Source organism: Undibacterium parvum (assembly GCF_003955735.1).
Taxonomy (GTDB): domain Bacteria; phylum Pseudomonadota; class Gammaproteobacteria; order Burkholderiales; family Burkholderiaceae_D; genus Undibacterium; species Undibacterium parvum.
The window spans coordinates 2191647-2205135 of record NZ_CP034464.1; the positions used below are offsets into that span (position 1 = coordinate 2191647).

Annotated in this window: 9 protein-coding genes; 8 read left to right on the forward strand and 1 reads right to left on the reverse strand. The window is 41.7% G+C overall.

Going from position 1 to position 13489, the window contains the following annotated elements:
* Window position 1 precedes the first annotated feature (1 nt).
* A complete protein-coding gene (locus EJN92_RS09555; RefSeq protein ID WP_126127607.1) occupies window positions 2-1006 on the reverse strand; it encodes a polysaccharide deacetylase family protein in 1005 nt (334 codons plus the stop codon).
* Between the two features lie 294 nt (window positions 1007-1300).
* Here EJN92_RS09555 and EJN92_RS09560 point away from each other — a divergent pair, with 294 nt between their 5' ends.
* The 8 genes from EJN92_RS09560 to EJN92_RS09600 all read left to right on the forward strand — a co-directional run bounded on the left by EJN92_RS09560 (window position 1301) and on the right by EJN92_RS09600 (window position 13387).
* Complete coding sequence (locus EJN92_RS09560; protein ID WP_126127608.1) at window positions 1301-2461, forward strand: GNAT family N-acetyltransferase; 1161 nt, start codon at window positions 1301-1303, stop codon at window positions 2459-2461.
* Between the two features lie 191 nt (window positions 2462-2652).
* On the forward strand, window positions 2653-3744 hold the full coding sequence (locus EJN92_RS09565) for an SGNH/GDSL hydrolase family protein (RefSeq protein ID WP_126127609.1): 1092 nt from the start codon (window positions 2653-2655) through the stop codon (window positions 3742-3744).
* A 3-nt stretch (window positions 3745-3747) separates the two neighbouring features.
* Window positions 3748-5166: an MBOAT family O-acyltransferase gene (locus EJN92_RS09570; protein ID WP_126127610.1), complete on the forward strand. Its 1419-nt coding sequence runs from the start codon at window positions 3748-3750 to the stop codon at window positions 5164-5166.
* Window positions 5167-5253: 87 nt separating this feature from the next.
* Complete coding sequence (locus EJN92_RS21830; RefSeq protein ID WP_227869781.1) at window positions 5254-7632, forward strand: polysaccharide deacetylase family protein; 2379 nt, start codon at window positions 5254-5256, stop codon at window positions 7630-7632.
* Between the two features lie 136 nt (window positions 7633-7768).
* The gene (locus EJN92_RS09585; RefSeq protein ID WP_126127611.1) at window positions 7769-9229 is read left to right on the forward strand and encodes a lipopolysaccharide biosynthesis protein; all 1461 of its coding nucleotides are present in this window, start codon (window positions 7769-7771) and stop codon (window positions 9227-9229) included.
* A gap of 23 nt (window positions 9230-9252) precedes the next feature.
* Window positions 9253-10977, forward strand: a complete 1725-nt coding sequence (locus tag EJN92_RS09590; RefSeq protein ID WP_126127612.1) for an asparagine synthase-related protein — start codon at window positions 9253-9255, stop codon at window positions 10975-10977.
* 41 nt (window positions 10978-11018) lie between these two features.
* Window positions 11019-12188 (forward strand): carboxylate--amine ligase, encoded by a 1170-nt coding sequence (locus EJN92_RS09595; RefSeq protein WP_126127613.1) that lies wholly within the window; start codon window positions 11019-11021, stop codon window positions 12186-12188.
* Complete coding sequence (locus EJN92_RS09600) at window positions 12134-13387, forward strand: DegT/DnrJ/EryC1/StrS family aminotransferase (protein ID WP_227869782.1); 1254 nt, start codon at window positions 12134-12136, stop codon at window positions 13385-13387. Before EJN92_RS09595 ends, EJN92_RS09600 begins: the two co-directional genes overlap by 55 nt.
* The last annotated feature ends 102 nt before the right edge of the window (window positions 13388-13489 follow it).

The window sequence follows — 13489 nt, forward strand, 5'->3', positions numbered from 1 at the left end:
TTCAATTAACACCGATTTTAGGGAGTACATTGTTTTGCAAGATGCGTAGTAAGGCGCCAGAAATAGGCGCTGACAATGCCGGCATTGCTGCTCCCGTCGTGGCTGGAGTCTCTTTACAAAATTCTTCAAAAGTCAGAGTAGAAAAACGCTGCGTATTTTTTGCAAGAAAGGCGCACAAAAATTCAAACCTATCTTGATTAAAATGATTAGGTTTGAATTGCGGTTGACTATGTCCACTTTGTGGAGAAAAGTCTGAGGCATGCACCAGAATCACGATAGGGCTAATTTGATGTTGATAGGCAAAATTGAGCAAATGCTCGATTTCTTTTGTTGAACTACCTGGTATCGTGAATAAGCGCCAGCCCTTGTTTGGGATTTTGCTCAAATAGCAGGAAACAGGGATTTCGGTAATACCTTCAATCTCATGCACACCATTGTGTAAATTGAGGGTTTCATCCGCATAGCCGGTACCTGCGGCACCCAGACTAGACGAATACTTCAGACCTTGCTCATAGAAAATTCGAAAGGCTTGCCGGTCAATTTCAAGATTTCCAGTTCTAAATATCTTTGGATTCTTATCGGTAATTTCAACAAAGAGTTTTTTTGCATCGCCAATGATTGCGCGTAGTTCTTCGGCACTTCTGTTTGCAATTGAGTCGTCAGGATTTTTTTTTCGAACCGCAGTTTTCCAATCAGGATTTTTAAACGCGGTCCAACATGGGTGCAAATGTAATTGCAGATCATGCTGATCGACAGCGATACTTTGGGCAATTTTTTTCATCTCAGCAATACCAAACCAATGAGAGCACAAAGTTTCTAAAAAAAATGTTCCTCGTAATTGGTAACGTTTCAGACATGCAAGTGCAAAACCTAGACCATGATCTTGCCCAGCATGTGCCCGCACTAATGATGCGGCACCAAGTGGAGCGTAATTGTCCGGATTGGAGAAAGCCCCATTGATATTAAATTCAATATCAAAAGAAATCATGACTTTAATTTTTTCCAATTTCGTCCTTTTTGCTTCGCTACTATTAATGTACAAATATTGTAAAAACCACCAATGTTCGGCTAGTATCGCTTAAACTTTTTTAGAAATGTTGTCATGTTATTCAAAGTGAAATTTTTTTTTGCCTAAAACTTGTAACTAAATGAAACAAGATTGACAAAACAACTATATACTTCACTCGAAATTAGCTTTAATTATATTGCAATAATGGAAATTAAGTGCTGCCTTTTTAATCTATTTAATCGTTAAAACGCGTAGAAATTTACGTAAATTGAATTAAAAAGCGACATCAACATGATCTTGTTACAAAAAAATATGCCGAAATATAGCGTGGAAAACGCCACAAATTCTAGGGATGATGCGCTTATCTTATCCGCGTGGAGAGAGCTGCTGTCTGATAGTACGAGTGCCGAAAAAGTGTATCAAACACCAGAATTTTTCGAATTTTTAATTGATACCAATAATGGTAACGACCATTTTGAAATACTCGTTATCAGAAGTTTCGATACCAAGCATATCGTTGGTGTCATCCCTATCCGCTTCCGGCGGCAGAGCTTTTGTTTTTCTTTAGGACCAAGATCACTTGCGGAGCCAACTCTGGAGGTAATTACACTACTGGGTAGTGTCCCATTAATCTCGGCTGAACATGCTGCTTTTGAGGTTTTGTTGAAATATCTATTTGAAACATACCCATCATGCAGCGCTCTGTCTATGCCTTCTTTGGGAAGGGATAGTGCTTGGCATACATATATACAGCATTCGCCTGTGCTCGAAAATGCCTATTGCCAATACGTGATAGACGAGTGGCGAGAATGTCATTTAATCCCCTTGGCAAAGAATTTTGAGGCGTATTTGCAACGCTTTAGTTCTAAAAAACGTTTCAACTTGAAGCGCCAAGTTCGACTATTGCGAGAATTTGGCGAGGTCGACATGCAACTGGATCGAATCGAGCAAGGGGATCAAATACCCGCTTTGATTGCCGCCAGAAAAAGCATGGTACCGGCCGAATGGTTGCCACAGTTACTAGGCCAAAAAATATATCAAGGCCTGGCAAAGCAAGGCTTGTTTCTATCCTATGTACTTAGGTCCGGGGACAAGGCATACGCCGTTATTGTTGCCACACGCTCTGAAAATAAATTGCTTATTCATAATATTTACTACCATCCAGACGTAGCACATTTATCTGCGGGTATTTCTATTTTGTATATGGCGATCGAGGACCTGATTAACAATCTCCATATGGAAAGTATCGATTTGGGCTACAGCAATCCCGCAAACAACCATCACGCATCGAATCAAATCGAAATTCGTGGGCATATGCTATTGCTAAGAAAAACTTGGAAAAATCGTTTACTGATATCTGCTCATCAAGCCTATGTCACTTTGTTTAATGAAATAAAGAAAATTATAGGAAAGCAGCAAATCCGCAAGTTGCTTGATTGGATTCGGAGATAAGCACTGAGCCTTTTCTTAAAGGCATAAATAATGCGAATAACCCAAGAGTGTGTTGTTAAATCCACCGATGATTGATTGTTGAAAGGCACTAGATTAGAATAATTTATTAAATAAAATGCAAATATTTAAAAAGCATTTTTTTGTAATTCTTCCCATCATTATTCTCGGTAGCAGCAAAGGCTTTTGTAAAAATGTCTATAGATTCACATCTGTCCCGCGTTGCTGGTATGAAAAAAGTGATCGGCATCGTCCTGTTGGCGATTGTATTGATGCTCATTATTGAGTTAGCACTTCAAATTCGTGCCCATTTTCGTTCTGGCGAAAGCGTTTTTAATCTCATTTTTTCAGAAAGCGTTTACGTAAAAGACGCAGAAACAGGATTGTTATTACTAAGGCCAAATAAGACTATCATCGGCAGTCAAACGACTTTGCGTAGCAATTCCTTAGGCTTGCGCAGTCCTGAAATATCTATCGTAAGAGAAGATCATAGTTGGCGACTTGCGGTGGTCGGCGCTTCGACGGTGATGGGCGCATATGCGGCCGACAATGATAAGACCTTCCCCGCTCAGTTGGAGCAACGTCTGCGTAAGCAATTTCCCTTAAGAAAAATTGATGTCGTGAACGCAGGTATCGCTGGAATGGGTCTTGATGAGCAACGTCGTATGCTGGAAACACGTGTCGCTACTTTAAAACCAGATCTGGTCGTTGTGTATCCTGGCTTTAATGATTTTGCTGTGTATTGTCGAAACGACGAGACTTCAAATCAAAGATTTCAGCGCCAGGGTTTGCCGATTATTTCTTTGCCAGAGTGGTTGCAAACAGTGGATATGATCAAGAAAAATACAGTTTTTCTACGCACCACAAATATCAAGCAAGCCAGCATTCGCAACCCTGCAAGCATTAATTTGCAGGCATATGAGAGCAAGCTTGAGGCGTTTATTCAAAGAGCCGCAGAGTTGAAATTGAGCTTGGTTTTTGCAACTAATGCGCGTGCCTACCGGCCAGAGCAATCTTTATCGGATCAAGCCAAACTTTCTGAAACGGCACGTTACTACAATCATTGTTTTGACATAGCGGGCCTGCACCAACTGTATGACAGGCATAACGCTGCGATCAGGAAAGCGGCAAAGGCGCATCAAATACAATTAATCGATTTGGATACCTTGGTACCAGGCGGGCCTCGCTATTTTGCGGACTCTAGCCATTTTTCATTTCAGGGCGAGGTCTTAGTCGCAGAGGCACTATATGACTTCATCGCTACGAATAAGTTGCTGGTAGAGTAATTAATGTCATTCTTATCTTTTCACTTCCTACTTTTTCTTGCTATTACTTTTGTGTTGGTGCACAAAAGTGGGACGCGTCTAAATTTACGTAATAACGTCATGCTGTTTGCCAGTTACTATTTTTATATGTGCTGGGATTGGCGTTTTGCCTGTTTATTGCTATTCAACACTTTGATCAATTTTTTTGCTGCTGAGCGAATTGCAGTCAGCACAGATATGCGTTATCGAAAGTGGTGGCTATGGATGGCAGTTATTTCGGGTTTAGGCGTATTAGCATATTTTAAATATGCTAATTTTTTCATTGAAACTTTTTCGGCATTATTGGGTGGATTTGGTTTGCAAATCAATGCGCCGATGCTGCAGTTAATTTTACCTATAGGGATTTCCTTCTATACGTTTCAAAGTTTGTCGTACACTCTCGATGTGTATCGCGGACGGCAGGCCAGTTGCAATTCTTTTCGTGATTTTGCCTTATTTGCGGCGTTCTTTCCTACTGTGTTATCTGGACCAATTACGCGCGCCCATCAATTACTGCCTCAGCTACAAGCTATTCCTCAAGGCGGCTCAGGAAAAATTGAAACCGGGCTATTTTTGTTACTCCGCGGTTTTATAAAAAAAATTGCATTCGCTGATGTATTGGCCGTACATCTTGTCAATCCTGCGTTTTCCGATCCTAGTGCTTATTCAAGCTGGTTTTTGTTGCTCGCTGTTTATGCGTATAGCTTTCAAATCTACATGGATTTATCCGGTTACACCGATATCGCACGGGGCGCCGCAAATTTACTCGGTTTTGAATTACCTATCAATTTCAATCGACCTTATTTAGCTGACAGTGTTTCTAATTTTTGGCAACGTTGGCATATTTCCATGTCCGGATTTTTTCGGGATTACCTCTACTTTAGTGTAGGCGGCTCTAAATTTGGAAATGCTTACCTAAATTTATTCATTACATTTGTGGCAATTGGAATGTGGCATGGGGCCGGCTGGAACTTTATTGTCTATGGCCTGATACACGGCAGTGTGATTTGTATCGAGCGTTTTTCTCGAAATCGACGTGTTCGTCTAGGATTAGCTCCACTAAAAGAATCAGGATACCTGTGGTTATTGCGAATGATCATCGTGTTTCAGATCGTTGCTTTTTCTAGAATACTGTTCCGAGCACCGGACTTAGCGGCAGCGATGAAGTTTGCATCGGCCATTCTCACTCCCGCGGGTAGTGCTGCACCCTTAAGCGCGATTGGTATTGTTGCTTTGCTCTTGGCTGTTGTCTGTCATTTCGTCCCCACGCGTTTTAGCCTCGCAATGTATGACTTAATACGAAGTCGGAGTAGTTGGCAGCTTGCCATCTGCCTGGTCTTCTTTGTGTATGTGTTGATCGCGATGACTAGTGGCAAAGCACCGTTTGTGTATTTCCAATTTTGATCGAATTTTGTATGTCACTAGGGACATATAAATACAGCCCCATTGGTTTATGTTAGTATTTATATACTTGTATATTTACACACGTTATTGAAAAAATTGAGTGAATTTAAGCAAAATAGTGATGCCGCTATATTCCATACACCCTTATTCTCCAAGCTAGAGAAAGGGGGATTCATCACGATGAATGTGCAAAAAAAGCCCTTTAATTTTACTTCAAACTTAATTCATCTCGTCGGTGGCGGCATTAGTCTACTTGGTCAAGAAAATAGGGTTTGCGTAATCAATTACCACAGGATACTGGCTTGTAAAGATCCATTGCTGGAGTCTGAACCTGACCTCGCTACATTTACCTGGCACATGGAAGTGTTGGCTTCAGGCTTTAATGTTTTATCCTTATACGATGCAATTATTGCAATCCAAGAAAATAGAGTCCCACCTAGGGCAATTTGTATTTCTTTTGATGATGGCTATCGGTCTACGCATGATCTTGCCCTGCCAGTGCTCGCACGCTTAAACCTGCCCGCCACAGTATTTGTTACTACAGGTTTTTTGACCGGTGGCAATATGTGGAACGACAGAATCGTGGAAGCAATTCGGGCACTTCCTAATGGCCCACTTGATCTAAGGGCCGTCGGGATGGGAACGTGGGCTCTGTCCGAGCAAAAAGATCGTATAAAAATTGTAGATTCCATCAATGACAGCTGTAAATATTTAACTAGCGAAGGACGTTTGAGAGTTATTTTGGAATTGGAGAAATTGAGTAATCCGATATCGACTAGTGATCTGATGCTAACGCGAGAGATGGTTGCCAACCTTGCGAAGCAGGGAATCGAAATTGGCGGACACACGATTACACATCCAATTTTAACTACTTTAGATGAAGATGCCGCCAGATACGAGATCAATGAAAATAAGCGGGTACTTGAAGAAATTATTCAAAAACCAGTACGCCTTTTTGCCTATCCGAATGGAAAAGTGGGAATAGATTTTGATCAGAGGCATAGTCGCATGGTGCAGGAGGCAGGTTATTTTGCTTCGTTTACGACAGGCTTCGGAACCTTGAATAGACAAAGCGATCTTTTCGAGTTGCCGCGTCGTCGTCCATGGGATACAAATCCGTTGATGTTTAGTGTGCGTTTGTTAAGTTGGCTATGCACAAATGGACAGGTGGAAAAAAATCAGGAAAAAGTATGTTCTGTTAAAGATAGTCAGGTACAGAAATTGAATCAAGCTTTGTTAATTGCTTATCATTTTCCTCCGCAAGCCGGAAGCAGTGGGATACAAAGAACTTTGAGTTTTAGTAAAAATCTTCGTGAGCAAAATTGGCAAGCAAGTGTTTTATCCGTGAATTCTGCTGCCTATGAGTCGCAAAATGCATCTCAATTGTCTCAATTGCCTGAAAATCTGAAAGTCTGGCGCGCTTGGGCCTTAGATGTAAAGCGTCATCTGGGCGTTTTTGGACGTTACCCAGAAATATTGGCTTTGCCGGATCGCTGGGCGTCGTGGTGGATCTGTGCGATACCTTTGGGCTTGTGGATAATCTACAAAAATCAGGTGAAGGTGATTTGGACAACCTATCCAATCGCAACCGCGCACTTGATAGGATTGACGCTGAAATTTCTGACAAAAAAAGCTTGGGTCGCCGATTTTCGCGATCCTATGACTCAGAAAAACTATCCGCAAGGGAAGTGGCAAAGAAAAACCTTTCTTTGGATAGAGAGAAAAACCATAGAGCGCTGTGATATGGCGGTTTTTACGACACAGAGTGCGCGTGAAATCTATAGACATCGCTTTCCTCAAGTTGCGCAGGAAAAGTTTGAAGTGATCGAGAATGGCTATGACGAAGATGGTTTTGATCCATTCCAATTGAAAAGTATCAGTTCGCCAAACGAAGAAAAAAGAAAATTAAGCTTATTGCATAGCGGTGAATTGTATTCTGAAGGGCGAGATCCAACAGCCTTCCTCAAGGCAATTGCAGCCTTGAAATTAAGCCAATATCTTAGTGCAGACACTCTGCGTATCGTTTTACGCGCAACAGGTGATGATCAACACTTTATAGCTTTGGTGTTGGAGTATGGCGTTGAGGATATTGTATTCATAGAGCCACATATTGCATATCAAGATGCCTTACGTGAAATGCTCACTGTAGATGGCTTATTGGTGTTCCAGGGAAGCGCTTTCAACACCCAGATACCGGCAAAAATTTATGAGTATTTTCGTGCTCGTAAACCTATTTTGGGTTTATTGGATACCAGTGGAGAAACGGCGAGAGTTCTACACACCGCAGGCTTTGAAAATACTGTCAATATGACCTCGGTAGAGGATATTCAAGCGGGATTAACACGGTTTTTGTCGCAAGTGAAATTGAGAGAGGCGTATACCGCATCAGACGAACTAGTCGCATCGTCTTCACGAAAATATAGGGCGCAGCAACTGGCAAAAATTTTTTCCCAAATAGTGGATTGAGTAGATGCACGCTATTTGTGAGAGTGAACTTTTGAGTTCGATGATACGTATGCGGAATGACTCAAAAACCTAGATTAAATCGGAAATAGATAATTTGAAATTTCTGACATCTTGTCTTAGCAATTAGGTAGAAGGTATGAGCGACAAAATTAAAAAAGAAATGCTCTCCGGGATGAAATGGGTCGCGACTGGGCGCCTGTTTACGCAGCTCATCACGTGGGGTATGACGTTTTTCGTTTTGCGTTTACTTGCGCCATCTGATTATGGTTTGGTCGCATTAAGTACAGCGTTCACGGCCTTATTTGGATTGATTGCTGAGTTTGGGTTTGCCGCTGCTATTGTTCAGGCAAAAGACGTTGAAAAGGAACAACTTGCCAGTTTGTTTGGTTACTCGCTTGCTTTAAATGGACTAGTTACTTTACTACTGGTAATCGGTGCGCCTCTAATTGCTATGCTTTATGCAGATAGCCGACTCACTATCATAATTCAAGTTGCAGCATGTCAATTTATTATTAGCGCATTTGGTACGATACCAGATGCACGCTTACGTCGTGAAATGCGGTTTCGTGAAATGGCAACGATAGATTTTTCGACCGGAGCTATTACGGGTGTGTTGACTTTAGTCTTTGCGTATAAAGGGCTGGGGTATTGGTCACTGATACTGAGTCCCCTATGTGGTAGTGTTTTTCGTACACTTTTTTTGCATTTTCAGTTACGAGATTGGGTATGGCCATCGCTTTCCTTGTTCCCGGTACGCGAGTTAGTAAAATTTGGTGGTCTAACCATGGCTGGGCGTATAGCAGGCCATTTTTTGTCTCAAATGGATATATTGATTGCCGGAGCTTTTCTGGGCCGCGATGCCTTGGGAATATATTCGGTGGCAATGCAATTAGCGTCCATGCCACTGTCTAAGGCGATGGGAGTGATTAATCAAGTCGCATTTCCTGCGATGTCGCGCATGAATCACAATGGTAGCCTGACCGGTGAGCGATTATTGCACGGAGGGAAATTAATATCATACTTGCTATTTCCAGTTATGTGGGGCTTGGCAGCGGTTGCTCCGTTTGTGGTTGCAATATTGATGGGCGAAAAATGGAAAGATGCTGTACTGCCTCTGCAAGTAGTCTGTTTAGTTCTACCATTACGTTCAATTTGTACTTTACTTACTACGGCCGTTTCAGCATTTGGGCGCGCAGATATCGAATTGAAAAATACTTTGACGGCATTTTTAATTTTTCCAATATGTTTGTTTGTTGGTGTTCATTATGGCGTTCTAGGTTTGTCCCTTTCTTGGTTTTTTGGGACGCCTATATATACCTACTTAACAGTGCGCTCCTCAAAAGACGTTTTGGGCTTTAATTATCGAGATATTTTTGTCGCCTTACTTGGACCATTTTTGACATCGTCGGTCATGTTCTTAACAGTGATGATGCTGACTTCTTTTCTAAATTTAAGTTATCTCTCTATACCAAGTTTACTGGCTCTTGTCTTGATTGGCGTAATCAGCAATGTATGCGCATTGTTTATTTTCGATAGAAAAACTTTTTCTTTATGTACCCGCTTTATCTCGCGAAAATACTCTTTTAAACCCGAATAGTTTTTTAAACTAAAGATAAATCTATGCTTTTTCTTGGTGTATTTGATCCATCTTGTTCTCAGTTTGAGACCTCTGAAATTGAGGAGTTAAAGTGCGCAATTTCTCGTCAGCCGGAAGATAAAAGAGATCTGGTTTTGACAGAGAATTTCGCACTGCTAACTATAGATTTTGGGGCTAGTGGAGGTTCTTTAATTGTTGAGAATGATCTGGACAAAGTTGGCGTGGTTGTTGGTCGTCCGTATATCAATAAGGATAGCGCTGGCGTCGATGCAAATATTCTGATCCAAGCTTTAAAGAATCGGGATTTGGATACACTCAAACTTGCGAGAGGGAGTTTCTGCGGATTCTGTTTCGATAGACAATCAAAAGCGCTCATGCTTTGCTCTGACAAAGTGGGTGTTTTCCCTATCTATATCGCAAAAGTTGGAGATAGAATTTATTTTTCAAATGCACTGAGAATGCTTAGGTCGATTACAAAGATATCCAAAAAGATTGTACCTGAACATATGTTTTCTCAACTGGCGTTTGGCTATTGCCTTGCCCGCGATACTATTTTTTCAGGTATTGACCGCATGTATGCGGGCGAATTTGTTGAAATCACAGCATCTTCAATGCATACGAATTCATATTGGAGCTGGGATGAGCTTAAATCAAGTCATTATTCAGACGATGAATTACAAGAGCGAATTTACGAAGCCTTTATTGATGCTGTAAAAATTCGAGCCGAATCGACTCCTGCGGAGCTAAGCTTTTTGTCTGGAGGATTGGATTCTCGATGCATTGTTGCCGGTCTGCGCAACATTGATCGACCAGTATGGAGCTTAAATTTCGCACCAGAAGGATCGCAGGACCACCTTTTTGGTCGCCTTGCCGCGACTGCTCTTGGTTCGCATCATTACGAGCTAGGTCTTGGACGAGATAGTTTTTCAAAGCGGCAAAGAAAAATTTTGGATAGCTGGGCGGAAACTCATCAAGAATTGGTCAAGCAAGGCGTTAAAACGCATCGAGTCTGGTCAGGAGATGGTGGCAGTGTTGGTATGGGGCACGTATATTTGGACCACGCATTTATTCAGTTATTGCGAGAAAAAAAAATACATGCCGCCGCCGAATATTTAATGAAACATAGAAAGCTAGGTATCCCATTGGGAATGCTACGCTCGGATATGAAACACGAAGCGGAAAATAGCCCTCTAGAAAAAATGGTTAGTGAATTGAAAAGCTTCGCGCCCGAGGATGCAGCAAAATCAGGCTTGTTGTTTTTCTTAATGAACGATCAGCGACATCATTTATTCAATTATTTTGAGGACTTGGATTTATATAAATTTGAAGTGGTGCTTCCTTTCTTTGACAGTGTTTTATTGGAGCTAATCGTTGCTGCTCCTATCGATGAATTTCTGCTGCATGCTTTTTATAATAAATGGTTGGCAAAATTTGGGCCTGCTATATCCACGGTTCCCTGGCAAGCTTATCCTAATCACGTGCCATGTCCGGTTCCTTCTGACGAGTATGGGAAATTAAGATATCAATGGAACGAAGATTGGTTTGATAAAACAGAAAACGACAGGAAGCAAAAAGAAAAACTAGATGAGTGGCGAACGATGTTGGCAAGGAGTGGTTTTCCTAAACAAATACTTTCAAAGAATAAACTGTGGTTCGCTTATTGCTTGACGCATCTGAAAATCCGAGATTACAGCTATATTTTAGATGCGGCGAAGGAAATTATTTTTTTCAATCGTGATGCACAGTAATTTAATTTGTGAACACTGAATTTTTATAAAAAGAGGTTCAATTGCCTAAGCAGACCAATAAATTTAGTACTACCGCAATCGTAATCGGTGGGGGCATTAACGCTCTGGGTGTAGTTCGCAGTCTCGGCGCCGTCGGTGTACCAATATTGGTGTTAGACACAGATTTGCATTCACCTGCAATGCGTTCGCGATACGGTCAAAAATTGCGAGTACCCGCTTTAGAAGGGCAAGCGCTGATGCATAGTCTGATCCAACTTGCGCACGAGCGGACTGGTCCTTGCATGCTTTTTCTAACTGAAGAAAAAACTATAAATACCATTTCTGATCAAAGAAATCTTCTTCCTGCAAATCATTTTATCCGTTTGCCAGAGCATACCCGCCTGATGCAATTGATGCATAAACAAGGCTTTCAAGCGCTTGCTGAGGACTCTGGTGCCTTAATTCCCAAAACTGTCAGATTGGAAGGGCTAAATGATCTGAGCAAATTGGATGTACTGACTTTTCCCTGTGTCTTAAAACCTAGTAATAAAAGTTATGTCTACGGTGAGCGATTTAAGAAGGCCTATAAACTCAATTCAGTAGCTGAGACAATTAATATGTACCGGGAAATCGAACCCATACTAGCGGATATGGTGGTGCAGGAATGGATAGAGGGTAGCGATGCAGAAATATATTTTTGTTTGCAATACATTGGCGAAATGGGTGAAGTCGTAAGCTCATTTGTCGGACGCAAGATACGCTCTTGGCCCCCGCGGATAGGGGGAACTGCTAGTTGTACGGTCGCAAGAGAATTTCACGAAGAGTTAACAAAAACAACCAGCGATTTCTTCAAGAAGGTAGGTTTTACCGGCATGGGGAGCATGGAGTACAAACGCGATAAGCGTGATGGTCGATTCTATATGGTTGAACCAACTGTTGCCAGAACCGATTTCCAGCAAGAGGTTGCGACCGTGAACGGGACTAATTTGCCATTTGCAGCTTATGCATATGAATGCGGTTTGGCCGCTCCGTCGGAAATTAAAATCGAGCCTAGCCGCATCTGGAGAGATGAATTGCCCGACCGTTGGTCTTTTGAAGAGGGCGGCAAGATCAAAGACCAGCCATCGCTTTCCTTTAAAACGATTGATTCCTGCTGGCGTTGGAATGACCCACTACCTTGGATGGATTTTATGCTGCTTCGTTTGCAAAATCGTTTAAGGCGCAAGGGATGAGGCACTATCGTTTAGCGTATGCAGAATGGTCATGTGCTGAGTACTTAGTGATAGTGCGCTGTATTTTGATGGGGGAAATAAATCAAGGAAGATATTTAACGGCCTTAAGCAAGCAATTGATGGAGTATTACTCTTCGTCGCCAATATATTTGAGTAATTATGGGCATCACGCAATTGAAGTGGCTTTAAATATTTTCCACCGGTCACGTTCAGAACGCAATCAAGTCATTATCCCTGCGTATATTTGTCCTAGCGTTGTGCAGGCAATACAAACATGCGGATTGATAGCGGTAAGTGTCGATGTCGATGATGATTTGAATTTGAATCCAAATGCGATGCTGGCTGCGTTTGGCTCCCGAACCTTGGCAGTAATCGCTCCCCATATGTATGGATGCCCTGCAAAAATTGAACAAATCGAACAAATTTGTAAAGACGCTCAAATATTCTTGATTGATGACGCAGCACAGGTGATGGGGGTAAGGAGCAACAATGGCCAGCTGTTGGGGACTTTTGGTGATGTTGGTATCCTTAGTTTTGCACAATCAAAGACCCTGGTCACTGGAATTAGAGGTTCTGGTGGCGCTCTGATCGTTAATAACATGGCACACAATGAGGCCGCAAAATTGATGATGGAAGCCTTACCTCCATCATATAAGCGCATGAGCGCATTGCTTGATTTCCTATGGAATTATCATTGGAGCGCTTACACGGGTAATTCGTCCTACTATCTAGGCCGCTTGCTTGGGCTCTTTGGATGGCGTAGTGAAAAAAGTAATCATTATTCGATGATCAGCAACTTGGAGGCTGGTATTGCCTTGATCCAATTTTCTAAGCTGCTTGACATCAATAGGCAAAAAATTCGTGTTGCTGAACTTTATTATCAGAATCTAAAAAAATCCGAAGTGATAGGATTTCCACAATATAGTGAAGGTCGATATCTAGCTAGGATTATGCTCAAGCTGCCAGAAATGGTCGATCTTACAGTGATGAAGGAAAAATTAAAAAAAAAAGGAGTGGAGAGTCGTCTCGGCTATAAAAGTTTTTTTTCACAAAATACTAAGAATGCCGAGCAATTGTCTTTACGTATGTTAGGTGTACCTTGCGGCGCGAGTATGACCCCGGTCGAAATCGAGGAAATTTGCAAAATTCTTCACCTTACTTTGAGTGAAATAAAACTCCATAGCGAAAGAAATAATTGAATAGAGTCGACTTAACTCAGTTCAATCAATATAGATTTTTAATAAATAGCATGCTTTTACATTGATGTTTTAAATAAGTTTCACTTGATTGCTTGGGGACGT

Excerpts from the sequence above, each read along its gene's own strand:
- EJN92_RS09560 (WP_126127608.1), top strand. The coding sequence starts at position 1,301 with ATGATCTTGTTACAAAAAAATATGCCGAAATATAGCGTGGAAAACGCC.
- EJN92_RS09565 (WP_126127609.1), top strand. The coding sequence starts at position 2,653 with ATGTCTATAGATTCACATCTGTCCCGCGTTGCTGGTATGAAAAAAGTG.
- EJN92_RS09570 (WP_126127610.1), top strand. The coding sequence starts at position 3,748 with ATGTCATTCTTATCTTTTCACTTCCTACTTTTTCTTGCTATTACTTTT.
- EJN92_RS09585 (WP_126127611.1), top strand. The coding sequence starts at position 7,769 with ATGAGCGACAAAATTAAAAAAGAAATGCTCTCCGGGATGAAATGGGTC.
- EJN92_RS09590 (WP_126127612.1), top strand. The coding sequence starts at position 9,253 with ATGCTTTTTCTTGGTGTATTTGATCCATCTTGTTCTCAGTTTGAGACC.